The organism is Streptomyces sp. SID12488 (assembly GCF_010548275.1).
Taxonomy (GTDB): domain Bacteria; phylum Actinomycetota; class Actinomycetes; order Streptomycetales; family Streptomycetaceae; genus Streptomyces.
Genome location: NZ_JAAGLT010000023.1, coordinates 55,329 through 74,853, shown reverse-complemented (window position 1 = coordinate 74,853; position 19,525 = coordinate 55,329). Strand labels below are relative to the sequence as shown.

The window sequence follows — 19,525 nt, the reverse complement described above, 5'->3', positions numbered from 1 at the left end:
CACGTGGATCGACGAACTCGCCTCGGCGGGCGTCGGTCTGGGCCTGGGCGAGCCAGGTCTTGGCATCCGAAGGGGGAGCGCTCGAACCCGCCCCCGCCCCGGGGGTGGCGGAGCCCGTCCGGCACCAAGGGGCGCCGGACGGGAAGGCTGCGACCGAGGGCGGATCGCAGCCAGGCCAGGCCAGTCGCAAGGGCAAGGCCAAGAAGGGGAAGTCGCGTCCGCGCGACAAGAAGCAGCGCCCCGCCCACAGCGTCCGCCTCAACGAACAGGAACTCGCCATCATCCAGTCCGGCGCCGAGCACGTCGACATGAGCGTGGCCGGGTTCCTGGCCCACTCCGCCCTTGCCGCCGCTCGCGACCAGTCCCGCACCGCAGCAGCCATCGCCACGGAACGGGACATCCTGACCGCGCTGTTCGGCGTACGCCGTCAGCTCGGCTGGGCCGGCAGCAACGTCAACCAAGCCGCCAGGGCCCTCAACTCCGGTGGCGACGCACCCCACTTCGCCGCCGCCCTAGCCGATCTGCAACGCGCCGCGCAGGCAGTCCAACATGCGGCCGACAGGATCACCAACCGACAGGAGGAGCAGGCGGCTTGATCCCCCGGATCCACAAGCAGGGCAGCAGGACCCTCGGACTCCTGATCTACCTGTACGGCAAGGGCACCCACGAGGAGCACACCGACCCACACCTGGTCGCCTCCTTCGACGGTATGGCGCCCGATCCCGGCCGCGATCCCTCGGCGACGGAGAAGGATCTCCGGCACCTGCTCGACCAGCCTCTGTCCCTTCTCGACGCGGACCAGCGTCCCGACGAGCACGTCTGGCACGGCTCGGTGCGGGCCGCGCCCGACGACCGATCCTCAGCGACGAGCAGTGGGGCGACATCGCCCGCCGCATGGTCGCCGCCACCGGCATCGACCCCGGCGACGGCGCGGGCTGCCGCTGGGCCGCCGTCCGCCACGCAGACGACCACATCCACATCATCGCCACCCTCGTACGCGAAGACGGCCGCCGCCCCGACCACCACCGCTCCGGCAAACGCGCCCAGGCCGAATGCCGCCTCATCGAGAAGGAACTCGGCCTGCACCAGGTCGCACCCGGGGACGGCACCGCTTCCAAACGCCCCACCAGCGCCGAACGCCACAAGGCCGAACGCGAGGGCAGGGAGCGGCCGGCGTCCGAGGAACTGCGGGAGACCGTACGACGGGCAGTGGCAGGAGCCACGAGCGAGGAGGAGTTCTTCGATCGCCTGGCCGCCGCCGGCCTGCTGATCCGCAAGCGCGTTGCACCCTCCGGCGACCTGCTCGGCTACAAGGTCGCCCTCCCGGACAACCGCAACGGGCAGAGGGAGCCGGTCTACTACGCGGGCTCCACCCTCTCCCCCGACCTGTCCCTGCCCCGTATCCGCAAGCGCTGGTCCGGTGACGCCCCGAGGCAGGGTGCCGACACGCCCTCGGACCAGGCCACGGGCCCGGCGCCGAGCGGTCCGGCCACCGCGCGCCGCAGGACAGCCGCTGCGGCGTGGCAGGCGGTGCTGGTCATCGACAACGGTGAGGACGGCCAGGTGGCCGCGCACGTCGCAGCTGCCGGGGAGGTCCTGGACGCGCTCGCCAAGACCTCCGCCGCCCACACCCGCACCGAACTGCGTCAGGCCGCCGCCGTATTCGAGCGGGCCACCCGCTCCCACATAAAGGCCGAACACGGGCACGACCGCGCCCTGCGCCAGGCTGCCCGCGACCTCGTCTACAGCGGGCCGGCACTCGGCCGCGGGGAAGACGGCGCCACCACCGCGATGGCGATCGACATGCCGTTCTTCCTCGTCACCGCCGCCGCCCACTGGCATGCGAAGAAGGAGCACGCCCAGCAAGCCGCCGCCGCCCGCGAGGCCGCCGAGCACCTGCGCACCGCCTACCAAACCGCAGCCAGTATCCCCATGCGCGCGCTCTACCAGCGCGGCCGGCGCCTGTCACAACCGCTGCGGCACCAGCAGGCCGCTCGTCTACGGGCGGCGGCACCCGAGCTGGCCGAGCAGATCCTGGCCGAGCCGGGCTGGCATGCCCTGGCAGCCACTCTCGCCGACGTTGAGAGCACCGGACACGACCCGGCCACCTTGCTGGCCGAGGCCGCCGGACGGCGGGAGCTGGGCACCGCCGGTTCTGTCAGTGACGTGCTGGTGTGGCGGTTGCGGCGCATGGCCGACCTGCCCGCCGACGCCTCCGCAATGCCTGACCACACCATCGCTGCGGCGACGGGCGGCCGTGCTGTCCGGCCCTCGCCGAGCCGAGACGAACGGCCCGGAAAGGTACGGTGATCAGACTGAACTTGTTCCGCTTCGACAGCCACCATCGGTGTGGAGTTCACGCCGCGAGAGCGGCCTCGTAACCCGTGGGACTGAGGTAGCCGAGCCGAGGCTGCAGCCACCGCAACACAGCTCAGCAACCAGCTCCGCAAAGCCAACGGCGCGGCCGACCAGGTCCGCTGGTACCGGGACGTCCGTGTCCGCTGCAGCATCGTCGTCGCGGCCGTCATGTGGAATGCTCTGTCCGGCCGGGGACCGTTGCGGGGCTTTCGAATAGGTTGGCAGGACATGGCTGAGGAGAATTCCCGAACGCCGCGCGAGGAGACGACGCTGGAGCGGGCCGATCGCAACTTCGGCGAGCTGCTCCAGGAGCTGAGGATCATCCAGACCGGGGTCCAGATCCTGTTCGCGTTTTTGCTGACGCTGGCCTTCACCGCCCGCTTCTCCACGCTCGACACGGCGCAGCGCTCCATGTACATCACGACGCTACTGCTCGCGGTGCTCACGGCGGCCCTGTTCACCACGCCCGCCGCGCTACACCGCACGTTGTTCCAACACGGGGCCAAGCCCGAGATCGTCATGATCTCCTCACGGCTGGCGGGGGCGGGTATGAGCGTCCTGATGCTGACCCTCACCGGCTCCGTGCTGCTCGTCGTCGACGTGGTGCTCGGCCGGGTCGAGGGCGTGATCGCGGGGAGTGCGACGCTGCTGGTGTGCGGCGGCCTGTGGGGGGCGTTGCCGCAGTTCGTCATGCGGCACGCCGCACGGTCCGAGGCCCGGGCTGTCTCGGAGCCGCCGGCCGGATCGGACTGAGTGCTTCAGTCAGCACACAGCCGCCGCGGTCGGCCGGTGCGGTTCACCTACCGGGTTCCTGCGGCGGCTGTGCTTCCTGCGGGGAGGACGGTGCCACTGGCCGGCGAGCGCTGACATGTGGAGCAGCCGAGCGTGAGGGAGCCGTGCCGCTCCACACGCTCGCCGAGATCCCGCTCGGCCGCCTTGGTGTCACCGTCGTGGTCGGCGACGGCACGGTCGTACTCGGGTCCGAAGCGGCGCTTCATCCCGCGCCCTTCACCGGCCCGGAAGCGTCCACGTCCAACGACGAAGAAGATGACCGCCGCGATGACCATCACGGCGATGATCACGATGGTGAGCACAGCGGCCTTCTCCGGCTCTCGGCTCGTAGGCTGTTCGGCTTCGTTGCCGTTCCCGTCAATTCCTGTGGGCTGATTCCGGGTTGCTCTGCCGGATGGCGTCCACGCGGCGTGGGCACCATCCGGGGCGTTGGTGGTCCCATTAGGGCTTGAAGGCGTCCTTGGCCTTGTCGCCCGACTGCTTCAGGTTTCCGGAGACCCGGTCGATCCTGCCTTCGCGCTGCAGTCGCCTGTTGCGGGTGGCCCGGCCGACACGTTCGGTGACCCGGCCCTTGAACGCCTGGGTCTTGTGCTTGATCGTCTGTCCGACGCTCATGAGGTTGTCCTCTGCTCGTTCGCTGGATGGGCTCCCGCGCGATTGCTGCCGTACAGGCCGCCGTTCCCGCGGGTGGGAGAGCACCTTGGGAGAGTGCCTGGTGTCGATTACCCGCGGCTGCGGCCGTATCGGCGGCTGCCACCGCTACGCCTGCCACCGCCGCGCCCGCGCTTGGCGAAGCCGACGATCCAGACGACCAGCAGTACGGCGGCGACCCACCAGAGGGCCTGCATGGTGAAGCCGAAGCCGAACACCATCAGGATCAGCAGAAGGAGAAGAATCCACAGGATCATTGCCGGGCCTCCGGATCGCGGAAAAGTTCCTGAGTCCGCGGGGTCCGGGCGAAGCGGGAAGGTGGAATGCACCGACCGAGTGAACCGGAGTGGCATAGCCCTACGCCGTGCTTCCAGTCAACGCCCGGCGACTTCCCTTGTCAACGCGTGCTGACACGGGCGAGCTCGGCGAGGTGGGCAGGGGCCGCTGGGGCGAACGGAGCCTCGGCGGGAGCTTCGGCCGGCTCGGCCGGCTCGGCCGGCGGCACCGGAAGGATGCGGTCCTCCCACCAGGACAGGCCCATGACGGTGGCGAGGAGGACGAAGGGGAGTGCTGCCGGGACGATGAGTACGTACATGTGTGCCACCTGCGGTGGATGCCGTGTGACGCGGCGGGCGGCGGATCGTGCCCGTCTGGGGCGCATCGAGGCCGCGCCAGGACGGCGTGGCGACGGCGGGTGCGGGGAGCGGCCCGTTGGGGGCGGGGTGGGTTCCGGCACTGATGCGCGAGGTGCGCCCTCAAGGGAGCGCGAGAGGTGAGCGACGCTGCCGGGGGCTCGGGCCGTACCGTGCACGCTAGCCCTCGCCGCACCGCCTGACCAGACTGCAAGTGGCCATCCGGTCCTGGCGGAGGACGCGGAGGACGCGGAGGACGCTGCCATGAGCGGCTTTCCGCAACCTCTGGGCAGGGTTACGCTGTTCGAACAGGCCCCAGCCCCCGGCGTGATGCCCTGCTCCGTTCCGGGGAGGCCCGCCGTGTTGGTCCTGCTTCTCATCGTCGCCGTGATCCTGTTCGGTTTCGGCTTCCTCAACCCCATCTGGTGGATGACCGCGCCCGTGTTGCTCTTCGACTCCACGCGCTACGGCCGTGACCGTAGCCGTGGTGGACGGGTCCGATTTCGGAGGACCGCCGGGAGGGGATCGGCAGGACCGCTGGGACCGTCGCTACAGCAGTCAGCACCGAGGGCGCTGGAGGCGCGAGGACCGGCGGGACCGCGAACACCATGGGTGACCGATGAAGTTGCCTGACATCCAGAGGTTCCGGGACGGCTTCGGCCACGCCGGACGCGCCGAGATCGTGGAGAGGCAGATGCCATGCATCGCACAGCCATGCTTCCGGAGGACTGGTGGGATCTGACGGCCGAGGCCCTGACAGAGGACCCGGCGGGTCAGGACGTCGTGGCGCTGCGCGCCCGGGTCGACCGGCTGCGGCAGGCGCTCGCCGGCCGCGCGGTCGTCGATCAGGCATGCGGCATGGTGATGGTTCTGGCCCCCTGCCGCCGTGGGCCGGCCGGCGGCCTGCTGGTGGACATCTCGCGGCAGTGCGACACCGGACTGCCGGAGGTGGCAGCGGCCCTGGTCGCCGCCTGGGAGGGCGAGCCGCTCCCGTTGCGGATGCGGCGGGCGCTGCGTCGTGCACTGCGGCGGCTCTACGCGGAGGACCGGGGGTGCGACTCACCGTCTGCGGGCGAGCCGTCCGGAAAGGGAAGGCCATGATTCACGCTGTCGATGTCCGGGAGTGGCGCGACCGCGACGTCGTCGATACCGAGTCGTACAAGACCGGTGTGCTCGAAGCGGTCCATGTGGACACCACCATCGACGAGCCTGCGGTGGCCACCGTACGGACCGGACTGCCCACAAGGATGGCCGCGCTGTGAGGACTGCGTTGGGAGGTATGCGCCATGGACCACGTGACCACGGCCCTTGAAGAACAGCCGCTGTTGAGGGCTGTGACTGCGACGGGGGACGCGGCCCTGGCTGTCGAGGTCCTCGAACTGCGTTCCAGGAACGAGCAGTTGGAGCAGGCGCTGGCGAGCCGTGCGGTGATCGACCAGGCACGCGGCATGGTGATGGTCCTGGCACCGTGTTCCAGTGAGCGGGCCTGGGATGTGCTGGTGGACGTGTCGCAGCACTGCAACGTCAAGCTCCGGGACGTGGCCGCGGCCCTGGTCGCCACGACGGGGGATCAGGAACTTCCCGAGGCGATTCAGCGCGAGTGGCGTCGCGCGCTGCGGCGTCTTCACGCGCTGGAGCGGCGGTGACGGCTCACGCGTTCACGGCTGTGCGGTGTGTTCCGTGATTCGGCGGCCGGGCGGGGATGGCGGCGCAGCAAGGAGATCGAACTGGGGCCGAGGTCGCTGGGCTTCGCAGCGCTCGGATTCCTCACGCTGGTGCCCCTGTTGATCGTTGTCTCCGCGGCCGATCCGGAGCACGGGCGGGGGTTCGCGCAGTGGCTGGGAGACGGGCTCGGTGTGTCGAGGACGGCCAGGGACCAGATAGGGCAGCTGTTCGCGAGGCCCGGCCAGGTGCTACAGACCACGACCGCCTTCGGCCTGGCCGCCCTCGCCGTCTTCGGGCTGACGTTCGGGGCGGCGGTGCAGACCGGCTACGCGAAGGTCTGGGAGCTGCCCCCGGCCCGCTGGTATGCCAGATGGCGGCACGTGCTGTGGCTCGCCGTGCTCGTCGGGTCCCTCTACCTGACCGCCACCACCACGCTGTGGCGTCATTCGCCGGCCGGCACACTGGCAGCGACGCTGAGCGCCGTCCTGTTCTTCTGGTGGTCGCAACGGATGCTGCTCGGCGGGCGGATCGCCTGGAGCGCCCTGCTGCCCGGCGCGTTGGTGACGGCGCTCGGGCTGCTCGGTCTTCGGATCTTCTCCCGTCTCGTCTTCTCACCGCTGATCGCCTCCAGCGCCGTCACCTACGGTCCCTTCGGAACCGTCCTGGTCGTCCAGTCCTGGCTGGTCGGTGTGGGCGTCGTCGTCTTCGGCGGCGCGCTCGCGGGCCGCCTGCTGCACGAGGAACTCCCCCACGTGGCACAGGCCCTGAAACAGCGGGCCCGGCGACGACGGCCCCGGTGCCGGGACAACCGCGCCGGTGACGCCCCGGACGACGACCGGTGACCCGGCCGGTAGCGCTCCGGCCGTCGCTCGCCGAACGCGCGCATCAAACCCCCGGCCCAGGGCACTCGGGGGCGGTGGACGCGTATCGCGCGCCCACTCCATGGGGAGGACAACGTGACGTCGTCCAACACGCAAGGGCGCGGCCGGACCGTGAAGTCCGCGGCCCGTGCCACCCAGAACGAGACGCTGACCGCCGCGGGGCGGGCAGGCTTCGTCGCACGGGGCGTGGTGTACGTCCTGATCGGCGCCCTTGCCATGCAGATCGCCCTCGGCAGCAGCAGCGGCGGCGAGTCGGCCGACCGGCAGGGCGCGCTGGCCCAGGTCGCGGAGCAGCCGTTCGGGAAAGTGATGCTGTGGGCGATGGTGGTCGGCTTCGCCGCCATGGCCTTGTGGCGTGGTTCCCGCGCCGTGCTCACCAGGGGGCCTCGCCGGAAGGCGGGTTCGCGGATCCTCGACGGCGGACGGGCCGTTTTCTACGCCTCCGTCTGCTGGGCCACGGCCACGTATGCCGCCGGGGGTGGCCAGGGGTCCAGCGGCAACGCCCAGTCGCAGGACTGGACGGCAGAGGCGCTCAAACTGTCGTACGGCCAGGTGCTGGTGGGGGCCGGGGGCTGCCTCCTGATCGGCATAGGCGGGGTACTCGCCGTCCGGGCGGCCCTGCGGAGCTTCCTGAAGCAGCTGGACACCGGCTCCATGAGCCACCGTACGAAGCAGGCCGTCACCGCCCTGGGCGTGGGCGGAGGCGTGGCGCGTGGCGTCGTGTTCGCCGCGGCCGGGGTCTTCGTCCTGGTGGCGGCCGTCCACTTCGACCCGGACGAGGCCAAGGGCGTGGACGCGACACTCCGGAGCTTCACGCAGACACCGGTGGGGCCATGGCTCCTGGTCGCCGTCGCGATCGGACTGATCCTCTTCGGCGCCTTCTCCTTCGCCTCGGCCCGCTGGCGCCGACTGTAGAAACGGTGACCCAGGCCGGATCTGCCGCCTCCTCCTCCCGCAGGCTCGCCGTTGGGCCGGGCCGTCACCACGCACCGGTCAGCGCGACAGCGCCGAACCGTCCCGCTGCTGCCACCAACCGCATGTGAGCGGCGGTCCTCCATCTACCACCACGCGTCAGTGGGCCGGGCGTCGGCGCGAGCGCGACACCGAGCGCACGACCAGGTACAGCACGGCAGCGATGACGACCAGCACGCCGGTGGAGAGCAGATACAGCATGCCGTCGACGACAGCGCCGATGACGACCAGCGCGACGGCGCACCCGAGAAGAACCAGGAAGAAGGCCATGGTGCTACGCCTCCCGGGGTTGTGGCGGATGGGCGGATCAGAGGCCGTCCGCCCAGTGGTGCCGGTGCCCTTCGATCTCGCCGTTACCTCAGTTTCAGGGTAGTCGCAACCTCTGGCGGTGGCGTGCCGGGCAGAACGGTTCTACCGTGGGGAGAGGGGAGGAAGTAGATCCCGGGAGCACGCCATGATCATCCTCGGACTCGTCATTCTCGTCGCCGCAGTGGTCATCGGCGTCGCCGGCGTTCTTTCCAACAGCGGCAGTGCCCATGACTTCACCGGCGGATTCTCGGTCTTCGGAGTCGATGTCACCGGCTCCACCGGCACCCTCTTCCTCTGCGGCATGGTCGTTGGTGCGGCGGCCCTGCTCGGGCTGAGCCTGATTCTGACCGGTGCACGCCGTACCCCTCGCCGCAGACGCCCTGCACATCGCCGGCTCGAACCGTCTGCGCGCGGGTCGGCCGCAGCCGAACAGGAACGCGGTGGCCCGATCAACGAACGCGACACCGACCGCGCGCAGACGGCGCAGACGGAGAAGGACGAAGCAGACCCCGCCGGCCCGGCCGAACACCCTCGCCACAAGGACCACTGGTTCCGCCACCGGGCCGCTCACTGACGATCCGGGTCGGCCGCCTGACTATCTGCCGCGCGCCCTCGGTGAGGGTTGCCGCTGGATGCCGCTCTTTTCGGCTGTGGGTACGCAGGGAGCGGCTCATGATCCCGAGCGTGGTTCTTCGTGCTCGGGCAGCTGCGTGCGGTCATCCCTCGGCGACGGTGTCAGGCCGCCCAGTCCGGGGAGGGGTTCGGATTCGTCGATGAAGGCACGGGCCACGTCGGAGAGGCGTCGGTTGTGGGAGCGGGCATAGCCGCGCAGGGCGGTGAAGGCCCGTTCCATGTCGATGTTTTGGCGTTCGGCGAGTTTGCCCTTGGCCTGTTCGATCAGGACGCGGCTGTTCAGCGCGGTCTGCAGCTGTTCGTTGAGGACGGTGCTGCGGTGGGCGGATCGTTGCTGTAGCAGGCTGATGGTGGCGACGTCGGCCAGGGCCTGGGCGACGAGGGTGTCGGCCGGGTCGAAAGAGTTGGGGGTGGTGTGGAAGAGGTTGAGAGCGCCGACGGTGTCGTCCCGCAGGCGCATGGGCAGGGCCTGGACGGCGCCGAACCCGCTGCGGTGGGTGGCCGTGACGAAGCGCGGCCAGCGGGCGGCTTCCTGGGCCAGGTCTGGGACGATCACCGGCGTGCCGGTGTTGAAGCACTCCAGGCAGGGGCCTTCGTCGTTCTGGAGCTGGAAGAGTTCCAGCAGGCGTACCTGTTCGTCGGAGGCAGCCATGACGCGGAGTTTGCCGTCGCGGTCGGCGAGCAGCACCCCGGCGGCACTCGCGTCGAGCATGCTCACGCAGCGGTCGGTGAGCAGGCGCAGGAAGTCGATCAGGTCGAAGTCGGCGACCAGGCTGTCCGCCAGCTCGACGAAGGTCTTGGCCAGTAGCTGCTGATTCATCACGCACACCCTCGATTGAGACCAGTCCCGCCGGGAGGGGGCGGGAAGCGCAGCACGTTCGTCGGCCGGAGCCGCTGGGTCAGTTGCCGTCGTCGGTCCGTTTCGGATCGCTGTCCGGGAAGAAGCGGAGCCGGTGGGCCACCACGTCGGCGGCCACGTCGGCGAGCCGGTGCCCCTGCGTATAAGCATGGGCGCGGAGGCGGACGAAGGCTTCGTCGATGCCGACACCGAGCTGAACGGTGAGGATGCCGGTGGCCTGGTCGATCTCCGCCCGGTATCCGCCCAGGTCCTCGAAACCACGATCGGCCAGTGCTCCGTCGACCGGCGCGCCCGTCTCCTCGATCCGCGCGTCGAGCAGGAGCAGCGTCGCGAGATCGGCGAACGCCAGCGCGTCGGCCAGCTCCTCCGCGTCCAGCACCGTCGGAACGTCGGCATACAGGTCCAGGACTCCCGGGCTGATCGCCCCCATCTGCAGGGGGAAAGCGAAGACCGCGCGTGCCCCGGTCTCCAGGGCCGCGTCGGCGAACACGGTCCAGCGTTCCTGCAGCCCGCCGGTCAGCAGATCGGGCGTCAAGACGGCCGAGCCGTGCGTGAAGGCGTCCACGCACGGCCCTTCGCCCAGGGTGAGCTGGAGCTCCTCCAACTGCTCGCTGATGTCGTCGGTGCTGCACAGCGGGTGGCTCGTGGCGGTCCTGGACATCGCTGATATCCCGGCGCCGCCGACCGGCAGTGCGGCCACGACCGCGGTGCACACATCGACCACGCCGACCCGGGCGCCTCGTCGGGCCGCCTGCTCGGCGACCAGCACCTGGATGCGGGCCGAGCGGCTGTCGGCCCTCACCCGGGCCACCGCGTCCAGGCATCGTGATCCAGGCCCTCCAGCCGCGCCGTGGTTCGTTCTCCGAGGGGGAACACCAGTGCACGGAACATGGTCGGGCCCGGCCGCCACACCTCTCCGACGTCCAGCCATCCCGAGGAGCGGAGCGACGCGAGAGCCAGGTGATCGTCCGGGTCCACCAGGGTGGCACCGAGGGATGCCTGGTGGTCGCTCAGCAGCCGCTCCTGCAGACGGCGGGCCACGTCCTGGTCCTGTGGGTGCGGCTGTACCAGGATGCTGGTGATCGCGAAGACGCAACCGGACGCGGTGAGCTGCTCGATGCTCTGTGGCAGTGCTCCGTCGAACCCGAGCCACCAGAAACCGTCACTGGCCACCGGGAATCCGAAGGCGTACCCCACCAGGTGGTCCGTCTCCGCGATCACCATGGCGAACCCCGGCCGCCGGATGTCAGCGGCAAGACGGGCCAGGAAGTCCAGGCGGCTACGGCTGCGGTACGCCGCAGCGGCGGACCTCTGGCGGGAGTCGACGTACAGATCCGCCAGCTCCCCGCCCAGGCCCTGCGCCAGCCAGCGGTTCACGCGGCGCAACCGGACGGCGTCCATGGTCGACGACTCGCCTGCCTGGGGCTTGTGCGGCTGCCGCTGCTCCGGCTGGGCCTTCACCGCGCATCGCCCGAGAGGACAGGCACCAGCGGAACAGTCCCGTGCGGCTGGGCTGGAACAGCCGGAGCGGGGTCGTCCCCGAGAGGCGGTGGCGGATGCCCGAGCGGCAGGCCCAGAAGCAGGAACCCGCAGCCGGTGAGGTCGAGGATGCGGCCCAGTGACGGTGGCGGGTTGTACAGCCGGAGGAATCCGCCGGCGTCAGTGGTGCGCTGCGCGGCGTAGAGGAAGACATTGAGGCCGCTGCAGTCGCAGAAGGTCACGGAGGTGAGGTCGACATCGACGATGCGAATGCCGTCGCTCAGGCATCGCGCCAGTGCTGTGCGCACCAGCGGTGCCGATCCCAGGTCGATCTCGCCGGCCAGAGTGATAAGTGCCCGTTTGCGTCGGTCATGACGGTGGATGATGAGCGGTGGGAGGGGCATGACGCCTCGGTTCAGAAGAACATCCGGCAGCGAGATGGGAGAGCCGGGAGTCCCGGCTCCTCTTGGCGCGCTGCCGACAGGGGCGTACGTTCGGCGGAGGCGGAGCGACGGCCGGTCCCAGGGCCTGTACAACAGGACAGAGGACCCGTCCGGTTCTCTCCAGGGATGCGCCGGGTGACGGACGAGAGGTCCGCTCCCCGCAGCCATCTTTGTCGCGAAACGACAAGCCGCCGGGGTCTGGGACGCTTGTACAGCAGCGTAGTCCTCGCGCGGTGCGACAGACGGTCCGAAGCTGCCCCATCTCAGGATGTGGACGGTGTCACAGCGTAGCGGCGCGCTCATATCCGGTGCCCTGCACGGTATTTGGGCCCCCAACGCGAAGGCTGCGGCGAGCGGCCGCTCGGGTATGGCAGTCCGTCGACTGCCCGAGGAGGTGGCTTCGCATGACGGAGCCGAACGGTTCAACCCTGCGGAAACCCGATCCCGATGAGCCCCGCACTGGCATGGGCACGACTCTTCAGACCCCGCAGACCAGCCAGGACCGCGGTCCCCAGTCGCGAGGCGGGCAGGGGCAGGTACTCCGCCCCATCGCTCCCGCGCAACTCGGCCCGGCTGGTGGGTAATCCGCGGCGGCTCCGCGTCTCGGATCCGTCGGCGCGAGGAGGGAACACATCACTTTGCTCAGCGTCGGCTTCCGCTTCTCCGGCTGGTCCGCCGGGCGGAGCTTCCCCTGGTGGAGCTTCGCCGGGCGGAGCTTCGCCGGGCGGACCAGCCGGACCCCACGCCTGCCAAGTGCAGGGCGAGGAAAACAAGCCCGGCGAGCATGAGATTCGTCGGGCTGAAGGCCACCTGGGTCGACGTCTCGCTGACACGGATGACGAAGGCGATGACGAAGAGCGCGGCGGCCACGAATGCAAGCATCTGTCTACCCCTGCCGATGGACGACGAGCCACACTGATCCCGGTGGCTGCGCCGCTGCATGCCAGGTTCCCCGGACTGCGTCGATCAGTCGCGCAGATCCCGTGCCGGGGTCGGCGGCGACCTCTTTCAGCCGCCCGGCCCGCAGGTCGGCCCGTCCGACCTGTCGAGCTCATGAACAGATCTGGTGGGCCGTTGCACGGACGCTATCCGTGCAACCCTGGGAAGTGGACAGGCCGCCATCGAGCACCCGGATACTGATCGGATGCCGCGGCCGGCCATCTGCGACAGTGAGGAGCGCCCCATGGGCGCGAACACGGCCGAAGCTGCGGTACCTGACACCATTCAGGCGCTGACGGACCGACTGACGGCCTCCTACGCCAACCTGCTGACGGCTGCAATCGTGCGTGATGTGGTGCAGGACTGCTACCAGCCACTCAGCAACGCCCGTATCCCCACCTACGTGCCGATCCTCGTCGAGCACAGCAGCCGCGCCAGGCTACGGCAGCTCACCCGGCGCTCCGATCCCACGGCTCTCCTTCGCGAGCACTCCGACGGGACGCGAGACCACTCGATGACGAGGGCGTATCGAAAGGTTCGAGTCGCCCTGACCCGCTCGGCATAGGCACGGCGCCCACGGCTTTCGGCAGGGGAAAGGGCCGGTCCGCTACTGCAGTGTGTGGACGGCGGCTGAGAACACCGGGGGCATCCGGGATACGGCGGGGATGATGAGGTGGGCAGTGCCGGGACGGCGGCTCGCCGCCAGCAGGGCCCCGGTCAGCAGTCGGTGGCGCCGGGTCAGCCGGGCCCAGGCGTGCTCGTACTTGTCCGGTTGTCCGGCGGCCAGGCAGCGGACGGCGGCCCCGGCCGTCGCCAGCGCGATGGCGATGCCCTCGCCGGTGAGAGCGTCCAGGTAGCCCGCTGCGTCGCCGACGAGCAGAACACGGCCGACGGTTCTGTGCCGCACCCGCTGCAGCATCGGTCCGGCGCCGCATACCTCCGTCGTGGCCGGGCCGCGCAGCGAGACGGTGAGGGCCGGGAAGGCGGCCAGGTGCTCGTCGTACCCGTAACGCCTGCGGCTGAGGATCGCGATGCCCACCAGGTCGTCGCCGACCGGTGTCACATAGGCATGTATCCGTCGTATGGCTCGTCGGCCCCCGTACCGCGCAGGACCAGGACGGCGATGCCGGCATCGGTCCGCCGCCTGCTCGGCCACCAACCCCTGGGCCCGGGTCGACCGGCCGTCAGCCCTCACTGGACACGCCTGATACCTCGCTGCTCATCCGGTGACTCCGACGTGCGTGCCTCGCCTCTGATGCTCCTGCGGCCGCTGGATCCTGCATGGTGCGCGAGGCTCCCGGCTCCGCCGCCTTCCCCTCTCCGAGGGGAAGGACCAGGACCCGCAGCACAGTAGGACCCGGTGACCTGTAGAGCAGGCCGATGTCGCGCCATCCGCGTGACCGGAACCCGGCACAGGCGGCACGGTGGGTCCGGTCCACGAGGGTCGCGCCGAGCAGAGCCCGGTGGTCGGCGAGCAGCCGCTCCTGCAGACGGTCGGCCAGGCCGTGGTACCGCTCGGCGGGGCGGACCACCATCCCGCTGATGGCGAAGATCTGTCCGGACGCGGTGAGTCGCGCGACCTCTGGGGGGAGTGGTCCGCGGAATCCGCTCCACCAGGTGCCGTCACGTGGCACGGAGAATCCGAACGCGTACCCCGCCAAGTCCGGTGCCTGTGCGGTCAGCAGGGCGAATCCCGGTCGCCAGGTGTCACGGGTGAGACGGCGCAGGAAGTCCTTCCGCAGCCGGTACTCCCCACCGGGTGGCGTGGCACAGGACTCCGTATACAGGTCCGCCAGGTCCTCCCGCAGACACTCGGCCTGCCAGCGGTTGAGCCGACGCAGGCTCAGGGGCCTCGTGTCTGCGGTGAGCGGCTGATGGTCCAGGCGCCTCCGTGACCGGATCGACCCGGGTGAGGCCGTCACAACACACCGCCCGGAAGCGCAGGCAGTGCAGGCAGCGCCGGAGCGGGCCAGTGCGCGGCCTGGTGCAGATGAGAGGGCCACGGGGGCGGCGGGCTCCCGGCGAAGGCGTCCGGGAGGGCGAGGAAGAGGGAACCGGATCCGGTGAGGGCGACGAGCCGTTCCAATGCCGGGCTGGGGTGGTGCAGTTGAAGGGATCCTCCGGCCGCGGCGGTGTGCAGCAAGGCGTAGAGGAAGGCGTTGAGACCGCTGCAGTCGCAGAAGGTCACGGCGGTGACGTCGACGTCGATGGCGCGGATGCCGTCGCGCAGGCACCGCTGCAGCGACGCGTGCACCAGGGGCGCCGAATGCAGGTCGATCTCACCGGTCAGGATGACCAGCGCCCGATTGCCGGTGTCGTGCCGGTAGACGTTCAGGAGGGGTGGGCTGCTCATGAGCGGGGTGCCTCGGTTCACGAGGCCGTGCCGGGCTCCCGGTACGGCCGTACTGGCGTGCGGGCAGGTGAATGACCGATCCAGCAGCCGATGTAACGGGGCGTTGGACCCAGCCGGTTCCCTCGGGGATGCGCTGGGCGACCGGACGAGTGATCCGCTCTCCGCAGGCGTGTGCGCCAAGCAGCGGTGGCCCGCCGGGGTCTGGGACGTCCGTACGCAGCATAGTCCTGAGGCCGCCCCCACGGTCGGCTCGGCAGAGGCGCATCGCGATGTTTACACGGTGGTGACCGGGCGGTTCCTACGGGTCCGCACTGCCGCACTCGACACGGGCGGGCGATGGCCCGCCGGCCCGCGTGAACCGACGCACAGCGGAAGATGCCGCACCAGCCACTCCACGTGCCCACATGTAGTTGGTGGTGGGGGTGGGGCGGTCCGTCCCGCCGAGCAACAACTCGACGGGACGAAGCAACCGGACTCGAATTAACCAACAGCGTCAATCGCACCCCCAGGCCACCCGACCAGCCTGGCACGACCGCAGTCAGCAGCGGACGACGGTGAGCCGCCCCTTGGCGCTCTCGGGCACTGTGCGGCGGAGCACCGGGACCGGTGAGGCAAGCGATGACGCGAACACGGCCACCAAGTCGTGGGGGACGCTGGCGCTGAAGCTGGCACACCACAGATATGCGGCGCCGAGCACGGGTTCCGCCCACGCCTGCCAACCCACCAGGTCAGGGCGCGGATCGGCGTCCTCGATGAGCGGCGGCACCATCTCCAAGGAGACACTGGAGGACAACCCGGGGTCCGTGGCGGTGGTACGGGGACGGTCCACATCGCGGATCCAGCCCCGGGCACTGAGCGCGTCGAGGACCGTCTCAGGCCCGTCGGCGAACTGGTGAATCGTCGAAGGGACCCGCGCCCACTTGCACCGACCAAGGTTTCCCGGCGAGGAGGGGCGGACAGCAATCGAATCCGGCCATCTCAGGGATCCCTCCGGCTGGCCTGCCACTCGTCGCTCTGCCCTGGCCGCGTAAGGTCAACTTCCGTACTCCTGGCAAGTTTCGGCAAGTTCCTCGTTTCACGGCACCGTCGCGGGCAAGCTCTGGCACAGAGATCGTTACCGGCGTCCGAGGAGGACATCATGGCCCTGCGCAAGCTCGGTAAGGACCCGGAGAGTCCCAGTGGCGGCTCCCCCACCATCTACCTCGACGAGGAGAAGGACAGCTACCTCGTGCAGGGGCTGAAGGTGGAGGACATCGAGCGTCTCGGGCAGATGGACATCCCCGGCCATGAGTCGGTGGTGGAGATCTCCCGGCGCATGGTGCAGTTCTTCCTGGAGGTGAAGAAGGCCGATGAGGACCCCGACGTTTGAGGAACTGTTCCGCGACTGCCAGCGGACGGCCGTCCATCTGGAGATGCGCGACGCCTACATGAAGTCGGACCCGGCCTTCATCGACTGGAAAGTCGGCGCGACGCTCGACCCGGCCGAGCGCTGGTCCGACTGGCACAGCATCGTCACCGAAGCGACCTCACGAGGCGTCGAAGTGCGCCGGGCACGCGTCGTCTCGACCCCCGTCAGCGAATACATCCGCTTCGAGTACGACGTGACGGACGGGCTCAACATCGCCGCCGGCGAAGACGTGCGCTGGCTCTCCCGGCGCAATGCAACGGGCCTCGCACTTCCGGGCAACGACTTCTGGCTTTTCGACTCCAGTCTCGTCCTCGTCAACCACTTCGACGGCGAAGGCGAGAACATGGAGATGGACCTCACCGAAGACCCTGAGGTCGCGAAGCTCTGCGAGTCGGCCTTCGAAGCCGTGTGGGCGCGGGCAACACCTCACGCAGAGTTCCAGCCGGCCTGACAGTTCGAACGGCACCTTGCAGCGACATGACATCGCCATCTTCAAGCGTTCAGGAAGCCCGCAGGGCCCTGGGGAAACGCCTGAGCGAAATCCGGCTCGAAGCCGGGCTCACCAAGCGAGCATTGGCCACCAGCCTCGGCTGGCACGAGTCGAAGTGTTCGCGCTTCGAGAGCGGCACACGGCCGCCCTCGGAGCGTGACCTTCGTGCGTGGGCTGCCGCTTGCGGCGCACAGAGCGCGGCCGAGGATCTCGTCTCCACGGCCCGTGGCATCGAGGGCATGTACGTCGAGTGGCGCCGGATGGAGCGCACCGGCCTGAAGCAGGCCCAGGAGTCCGTCCTCCCCTTGTGGGAACGCACTCAGCGCTTCCGCATCTACTCGCCGTGGCTGATTCCCGGCCCGGTGCAGACGGGCTCGTACATCACCGCGCTGCTCACCTCTATTCGCGATCGTCGCGGCCTCATTGACGACGTTCCGGCGGCCGTCAGAGTGCGTGTGGAGAAGCAGCAGATCGTGTACGGCAACCACACGTTCGCCATCCTTCTGGAAGAAGGAGCGCTCCGAAAACGCATAGGCGGAACGGAGGTGATGGCCGGTCAACTCGGCTATCTGCTCAGCGTTATGGCGCTCCCCTCGGTGAGCGTCGGCATCATTCCTGAAGACGCCGACCGTTCCAGCCTCTGGCCCGTCGAGGGCTTCTTCCTGTACGACGACCACACGGTCCACGTCGAACTCGTCTCGGCCCACCTCGCCGTCACGCAGAAAAATGAACTTGCCATGTATGCCCAGACGTTCACGGATCTGGCCGAACTTGCCGTCTACGGCCCGGCCGCACGCGAAATCATCACGGCAGCCATCGAATCCCTGGGGTGAACGCCGGGCAAGTTCCGGCACACTCGTAGAACCCCCTCCCGCCTCTCTTCCTAGCGTTACTGGCACGGCTGGAACACGTGCGCTGAAGGGGCGAAGCGGTGATCACTGTGGCAAGTAGTGGCAAGTAGTGGCAAGGCATCGAGAGCAACCGACAGCGCTGGAACCGAAGTTCTCCCGGTCGACGTCGAGACGATCTCCGAGAGCACCGATGCAGTGCTCGCCATGCAGATGGCCACCTCGACCCGCAAGGACATGGACGGGTCCCTGCCGGAGATCATCGGGCACCTCAATCTTCTCCTCGGTGAAGATCTGGGGGCGGCCGAGGACGAGGACGTGCGGGATCTGTTCCGCACGGGGTACCGGCTCCTCGACCTGCAGAACCGTCCGACCGCTGAGACTCCGTCGTTCGGCGCCTTCATCTACCTCCGGGACGCCGCCGACATCACCCGAAGGCTCCTGTGGATCTATACCCAGCGCCACGGACTCGGTGCCCCGTGAGTGTCAGGGAGGACCAGATCATCCGGGAGCTGTCCCACTACATCCACGAGCACCCTGACGAGAAGATGCCGCTGATGCCGGTGTACGACGCCGCCCGCGACCACGCACAGCGCGGGACCTGCACCCACAGCCGGCGCTGCCCCCTCGTGACGACGGGCGCGGTCGTCGTCGATGAACGCAATCGCGTCCTGTCCCTACGGCACGAAGGAGCCTTCGCCCTTGCCGAAGCGGAACCGGAAGCACAGGACGACTCACTCAGCGGGGCTGCCCTGCGTCTGTTGGCCGAGGCGGTCGGCATTCGCGAGGTGTGGACGGAACCCGACAGCGAGGACCCCTTCCTGATCGACGTGACCCGAGCCGGGCAACACGGATATGGCCCCCGCCTCCGGATCGGCTTCCGATACCTCTTCCGGGCCCACTCTGGGGCCGTCGCCCCCTTGGTGATCGAAACGGGCTCAGCGGCCTGGACGCCCCTCGGAGAAATCGGTATCCCGTCAGTCCGCAACCGCCTTCACGGCCACCTGGTCGGTGCCCCATGAGCCCTCGGAACCAACAACTCGCCTACGTGGCAAGCCTCTTGGCACTCGGCGGCTCGATCCTCCTGTCCATCTGGAGAGGCTGAATGTACGAGCGCCGCACCACCGACCCGACTCCTGCACCCCCTCCTCCCCTCGGCACCATCGCCGGTCAGAGGCAGCCAAGCGATGTCCGCATAGGCGACTTCGTGTGCGTCGACGGGCAGTACTTGCAGGTCCGCGACATGAGGTCCGCCGGCACCGCGGGGCACCGGGTGCTGATCTTCGACGGGCACTCCCCGTGGGTCATGAGGGAGCCGACGACCACGTATCGGCCCATCGAACTCCTCTGACCCCAAGCCCAGTTCAGCCACGGCGAGAACTTTCACCTCAGCCCAGCGAGGAGCTTTGCCATGCGCTTCCGCAAGATCCACGGAGCGGCGAACGACTTCGTCCTGTTAACCGACTCCACACCGGACAGCGAGAAGGACTGGTCGAAGGAGGCGGAACGCCTCTGTGCCAGGCGAACCGGCGTAGGCGCGGACGGCCTTGTCATCAGCAGCCTGATCAGCATCAGCCCGGTCGTCCTCGAAGTCGGCTGCTTCAACGCCGACGGCTCGATCGCAACGATGTGCGGCAACGCCCTGCGGTGTACCGCCTGGGCCGCACACTGCGACCACGGCTTCCGCGAGATGAGTCTCCGTACGGCGTGGCGGAACTGCTGGGCAAGCACGGGCTGCGGCTGCGCTTCGAGGAGGTCGTCCACCACGACGACAACGACGCCCTGCGGCAGCGGCTCGCGTCCTCGCCGTGAC

At 69.2% G+C, this 19,525-nt stretch carries 25 protein-coding genes and 6 pseudogenes; 17 read left to right on the top strand and 14 right to left on the bottom strand.

What is annotated here, in order from left to right:
- Window positions 1-59 precede the first annotated feature (59 nt).
- From G3I56_RS44170 to G3I56_RS29615, 3 genes and pseudogenes are all read left to right on the top strand, one after another.
- Window positions 60-596 carry a mobilization protein gene (locus G3I56_RS44170; protein WP_239135178.1) on the top strand — a complete coding sequence of 179 codons (537 nt, stop codon included), beginning with the start codon at window positions 60-62 and terminating at the stop codon, window positions 594-596.
- A pseudogene (locus tag G3I56_RS29620) lies at window positions 593-2,310 on the top strand (relaxase/mobilization nuclease domain-containing protein). The gene G3I56_RS44170 and the pseudogene G3I56_RS29620 overlap by 4 nt, the downstream one beginning before the upstream one ends.
- Window positions 2,311-2,586: 276 nt before the next feature.
- Window positions 2,587-3,111: a DUF6328 family protein gene (locus G3I56_RS29615; protein ID WP_164414242.1), complete on the top strand. Its 525-nt coding sequence runs from the start codon at window positions 2,587-2,589 to the stop codon at window positions 3,109-3,111.
- A 134-nt stretch (window positions 3,112-3,245) separates the two neighbouring features.
- Here G3I56_RS29615 and G3I56_RS44165 read toward each other — a convergent pair.
- The 4 genes and pseudogenes from G3I56_RS44165 to G3I56_RS29595 form a co-directional block, all read right to left on the bottom strand.
- Window positions 3,246-3,425 (bottom strand): annotated as a pseudogene (locus tag G3I56_RS44165) (hypothetical protein); the annotation flags it as partial.
- Window positions 3,426-3,591: 166 nt separating this feature from the next.
- Window positions 3,592-3,765 carry a CsbD family protein gene (locus G3I56_RS29605; RefSeq protein WP_164414237.1) on the bottom strand — a complete coding sequence of 58 codons (174 nt, stop codon included), beginning with the start codon at window positions 3,763-3,765 and terminating at the stop codon, window positions 3,592-3,594.
- A gap of 107 nt (window positions 3,766-3,872) precedes the next feature.
- On the bottom strand, window positions 3,873-4,058 hold the full coding sequence (locus G3I56_RS29600) for a hydrophobic protein (RefSeq protein ID WP_203690934.1): 186 nt from the start codon (window positions 4,056-4,058) through the stop codon (window positions 3,873-3,875).
- 140 nt (window positions 4,059-4,198) lie between these two features.
- Window positions 4,199-4,396 carry a hypothetical protein gene (locus G3I56_RS29595; protein ID WP_239135177.1) on the bottom strand — a complete coding sequence of 66 codons (198 nt, stop codon included), beginning with the start codon at window positions 4,394-4,396 and terminating at the stop codon, window positions 4,199-4,201.
- A gap of 736 nt (window positions 4,397-5,132) precedes the next feature.
- On the opposite strand from G3I56_RS29595, the gene G3I56_RS29590 reads away from it, so the two are divergent.
- The 5 genes and pseudogenes from G3I56_RS29590 (at window position 5,133) to G3I56_RS29570 (ending at window position 7,894) form a co-directional block, all read left to right on the top strand.
- Window positions 5,133-5,534, top strand: a complete 402-nt coding sequence (locus G3I56_RS29590; protein ID WP_164414235.1) for an ANTAR domain-containing protein — start codon at window positions 5,133-5,135, stop codon at window positions 5,532-5,534.
- A pseudogene (locus tag G3I56_RS29585) lies at window positions 5,531-5,680 on the top strand (PRC-barrel domain containing protein); the annotation flags it as partial. The gene G3I56_RS29590 and the pseudogene G3I56_RS29585, both read left to right, overlap by 4 nt.
- 39 nt (window positions 5,681-5,719) lie before the next feature.
- Window positions 5,720-6,079, top strand: a complete 360-nt coding sequence (locus tag G3I56_RS29580) for an ANTAR domain-containing protein (protein WP_164414233.1) — start codon at window positions 5,720-5,722, stop codon at window positions 6,077-6,079.
- A gap of 27 nt (window positions 6,080-6,106) precedes the next feature.
- Entirely contained in the window at window positions 6,107-6,940 is an 834-nt protein-coding gene (locus G3I56_RS29575) for a YhjD/YihY/BrkB family envelope integrity protein (protein WP_343240090.1), read from the top strand.
- A gap of 114 nt (window positions 6,941-7,054) precedes the next feature.
- Window positions 7,055-7,894, top strand: a complete 840-nt coding sequence (locus G3I56_RS29570) for a DUF1206 domain-containing protein (protein WP_164414231.1) — start codon at window positions 7,055-7,057, stop codon at window positions 7,892-7,894.
- Window positions 7,895-8,050: 156 nt separating this feature from the next.
- Here G3I56_RS29570 and G3I56_RS43320 read toward each other — a convergent pair whose 3' ends face one another.
- Window positions 8,051-8,221, bottom strand: a complete 171-nt coding sequence (locus G3I56_RS43320; RefSeq protein ID WP_203690932.1) for a hypothetical protein — start codon at window positions 8,219-8,221, stop codon at window positions 8,051-8,053.
- A gap of 184 nt (window positions 8,222-8,405) precedes the next feature.
- Between G3I56_RS43320 and G3I56_RS29565 the strand changes: the two genes are divergently transcribed.
- Window positions 8,406-8,834, top strand: coding sequence for a hypothetical protein (locus tag G3I56_RS29565; protein WP_164414229.1), 429 nt, complete (start codon window positions 8,406-8,408; stop codon window positions 8,832-8,834).
- A gap of 96 nt (window positions 8,835-8,930) precedes the next feature.
- Here G3I56_RS29565 and G3I56_RS29560 read toward each other — a convergent pair whose 3' ends face one another.
- The 5 genes from G3I56_RS29560 to G3I56_RS29545 all read right to left on the bottom strand — a co-directional run bounded on the left by G3I56_RS29560 (window position 8,931) and on the right by G3I56_RS29545 (window position 12,556).
- A complete protein-coding gene (locus G3I56_RS29560; RefSeq protein ID WP_239135176.1) occupies window positions 8,931-9,713 on the bottom strand; it encodes a GAF and ANTAR domain-containing protein in 783 nt (260 codons plus the stop codon).
- Window positions 9,714-9,792: 79 nt separating this feature from the next.
- Entirely contained in the window at window positions 9,793-10,554 is a 762-nt protein-coding gene (locus G3I56_RS29555) for an ANTAR domain-containing protein (RefSeq protein ID WP_343240089.1), read from the bottom strand.
- Complete coding sequence (locus G3I56_RS44160; RefSeq protein ID WP_343240088.1) at window positions 10,551-11,213, bottom strand: hypothetical protein; 663 nt, start codon at window positions 11,211-11,213, stop codon at window positions 10,551-10,553. Before G3I56_RS44160 ends, G3I56_RS29555 begins: the two co-directional genes overlap by 4 nt.
- Window positions 11,210-11,635 (bottom strand): STAS domain-containing protein, encoded by a 426-nt coding sequence (locus G3I56_RS29550; protein WP_164414225.1) that lies wholly within the window; start codon window positions 11,633-11,635, stop codon window positions 11,210-11,212. The genes G3I56_RS44160 and G3I56_RS29550 overlap by 4 nt, the downstream gene beginning before the upstream one ends.
- A gap of 681 nt (window positions 11,636-12,316) precedes the next feature.
- Window positions 12,317-12,556 carry a hypothetical protein gene (locus G3I56_RS29545; protein WP_164414223.1) on the bottom strand — a complete coding sequence of 80 codons (240 nt, stop codon included), beginning with the start codon at window positions 12,554-12,556 and terminating at the stop codon, window positions 12,317-12,319.
- A 301-nt stretch (window positions 12,557-12,857) separates the two neighbouring features.
- Here G3I56_RS29545 and G3I56_RS29540 point away from each other — a divergent pair, with 301 nt between their 5' ends.
- Window positions 12,858-13,178 carry a hypothetical protein gene (locus G3I56_RS29540; RefSeq protein WP_164414221.1) on the top strand — a complete coding sequence of 107 codons (321 nt, stop codon included), beginning with the start codon at window positions 12,858-12,860 and terminating at the stop codon, window positions 13,176-13,178.
- Between the two features lie 42 nt (window positions 13,179-13,220).
- On the opposite strand, the pseudogene G3I56_RS29535 reads toward G3I56_RS29540, so the two are convergent.
- From G3I56_RS29535 to G3I56_RS29520, 4 genes and pseudogenes are all read right to left on the bottom strand, one after another.
- A pseudogene (locus tag G3I56_RS29535) lies at window positions 13,221-13,682 on the bottom strand (monooxygenase); the annotation flags it as partial.
- A gap of 115 nt (window positions 13,683-13,797) precedes the next feature.
- Window positions 13,798-14,535, bottom strand: a complete 738-nt coding sequence (locus G3I56_RS43315; RefSeq protein ID WP_203690928.1) for a hypothetical protein — start codon at window positions 14,533-14,535, stop codon at window positions 13,798-13,800.
- The gene (locus tag G3I56_RS29525; protein ID WP_164414219.1) at window positions 14,532-14,966 is read right to left on the bottom strand and encodes an STAS domain-containing protein; all 435 of its coding nucleotides are present in this window, start codon (window positions 14,964-14,966) and stop codon (window positions 14,532-14,534) included. Before G3I56_RS29525 ends, G3I56_RS43315 begins: the two co-directional genes overlap by 4 nt.
- Before the next feature lie 538 nt (window positions 14,967-15,504).
- Window positions 15,505-15,846, bottom strand: a pseudogene (locus tag G3I56_RS29520) (DUF317 domain-containing protein); the annotation flags it as partial.
- Between the two features lie 258 nt (window positions 15,847-16,104).
- Here G3I56_RS29520 and G3I56_RS29515 point away from each other — a divergent pair.
- The 7 genes and pseudogenes from G3I56_RS29515 to G3I56_RS29485 all read left to right on the top strand — a co-directional run.
- Complete coding sequence (locus tag G3I56_RS29515; RefSeq protein WP_164414217.1) at window positions 16,105-16,335, top strand: hypothetical protein; 231 nt, start codon at window positions 16,105-16,107, stop codon at window positions 16,333-16,335.
- Complete coding sequence (locus tag G3I56_RS29510; protein WP_203690926.1) at window positions 16,316-16,825, top strand: DUF6879 family protein; 510 nt, start codon at window positions 16,316-16,318, stop codon at window positions 16,823-16,825. Before G3I56_RS29515 ends, G3I56_RS29510 begins: the two co-directional genes overlap by 20 nt.
- 26 nt (window positions 16,826-16,851) lie before the next feature.
- Complete coding sequence (locus tag G3I56_RS29505) at window positions 16,852-17,697, top strand: helix-turn-helix transcriptional regulator (protein ID WP_164414215.1); 846 nt, start codon at window positions 16,852-16,854, stop codon at window positions 17,695-17,697.
- Between the two features lie 222 nt (window positions 17,698-17,919).
- Entirely contained in the window at window positions 17,920-18,195 is a 276-nt protein-coding gene (locus G3I56_RS29500) for a hypothetical protein (RefSeq protein ID WP_239135175.1), read from the top strand.
- Window positions 18,192-18,734: an NUDIX hydrolase gene (locus G3I56_RS29495; protein ID WP_164414212.1), complete on the top strand. Its 543-nt coding sequence runs from the start codon at window positions 18,192-18,194 to the stop codon at window positions 18,732-18,734. The genes G3I56_RS29500 and G3I56_RS29495 overlap by 4 nt, the downstream gene beginning before the upstream one ends.
- Before the next feature lie 83 nt (window positions 18,735-18,817).
- Window positions 18,818-19,063, top strand: coding sequence for a hypothetical protein (locus G3I56_RS29490; protein ID WP_164414210.1), 246 nt, complete (start codon window positions 18,818-18,820; stop codon window positions 19,061-19,063).
- Between the two features lie 60 nt (window positions 19,064-19,123).
- Window positions 19,124-19,366 (top strand): annotated as a pseudogene (locus tag G3I56_RS29485) (diaminopimelate epimerase); the annotation flags it as partial.
- Between the last annotated feature and the right edge of the window lie 159 nt (window positions 19,367-19,525).

Excerpts from the sequence above, each read along its gene's own strand:
- G3I56_RS29615 (WP_164414242.1), top strand. The coding sequence starts at position 2,587 with ATGGCTGAGGAGAATTCCCGAACGCCGCGCGAGGAGACGACGCTGGAG.
- G3I56_RS29605 (WP_164414237.1), bottom strand. The coding sequence starts at position 3,765 with ATGAGCGTCGGACAGACGATCAAGCACAAGACCCAGGCGTTCAAGGGC.
- G3I56_RS29600 (WP_203690934.1), bottom strand. The coding sequence starts at position 4,058 with ATGATCCTGTGGATTCTTCTCCTTCTGCTGATCCTGATGGTGTTCGGC.
- G3I56_RS29595 (WP_239135177.1), bottom strand. The coding sequence starts at position 4,396 with ATGTACGTACTCATCGTCCCGGCAGCACTCCCCTTCGTCCTCCTCGCC.
- G3I56_RS29590 (WP_164414235.1), top strand. The coding sequence starts at position 5,133 with ATGCATCGCACAGCCATGCTTCCGGAGGACTGGTGGGATCTGACGGCC.
- G3I56_RS29580 (WP_164414233.1), top strand. The coding sequence starts at position 5,720 with ATGGACCACGTGACCACGGCCCTTGAAGAACAGCCGCTGTTGAGGGCT.
- G3I56_RS43320 (WP_203690932.1), bottom strand. The coding sequence starts at position 8,221 with ATGGCCTTCTTCCTGGTTCTTCTCGGGTGCGCCGTCGCGCTGGTCGTC.
- G3I56_RS29565 (WP_164414229.1), top strand. The coding sequence starts at position 8,406 with ATGATCATCCTCGGACTCGTCATTCTCGTCGCCGCAGTGGTCATCGGC.
- G3I56_RS29560 (WP_239135176.1), bottom strand. The coding sequence starts at position 9,713 with ATGAATCAGCAGCTACTGGCCAAGACCTTCGTCGAGCTGGCGGACAGC.
- G3I56_RS29550 (WP_164414225.1), bottom strand. The coding sequence starts at position 11,635 with ATGCCCCTCCCACCGCTCATCATCCACCGTCATGACCGACGCAAACGG.
- G3I56_RS29545 (WP_164414223.1), bottom strand. The coding sequence starts at position 12,556 with ATGCTTGCATTCGTGGCCGCCGCGCTCTTCGTCATCGCCTTCGTCATC.
- G3I56_RS29540 (WP_164414221.1), top strand. The coding sequence starts at position 12,858 with ATGGGCGCGAACACGGCCGAAGCTGCGGTACCTGACACCATTCAGGCG.
- G3I56_RS29525 (WP_164414219.1), bottom strand. The coding sequence starts at position 14,966 with ATGAGCAGCCCACCCCTCCTGAACGTCTACCGGCACGACACCGGCAAT.
- G3I56_RS29515 (WP_164414217.1), top strand. The coding sequence starts at position 16,105 with ATGGCCCTGCGCAAGCTCGGTAAGGACCCGGAGAGTCCCAGTGGCGGC.
- G3I56_RS29510 (WP_203690926.1), top strand. The coding sequence starts at position 16,316 with ATGAGGACCCCGACGTTTGAGGAACTGTTCCGCGACTGCCAGCGGACG.
- G3I56_RS29505 (WP_164414215.1), top strand. The coding sequence starts at position 16,852 with ATGACATCGCCATCTTCAAGCGTTCAGGAAGCCCGCAGGGCCCTGGGG.
- G3I56_RS29500 (WP_239135175.1), top strand. The coding sequence starts at position 17,920 with ATGCAGATGGCCACCTCGACCCGCAAGGACATGGACGGGTCCCTGCCG.
- G3I56_RS29490 (WP_164414210.1), top strand. The coding sequence starts at position 18,818 with ATGTACGAGCGCCGCACCACCGACCCGACTCCTGCACCCCCTCCTCCC.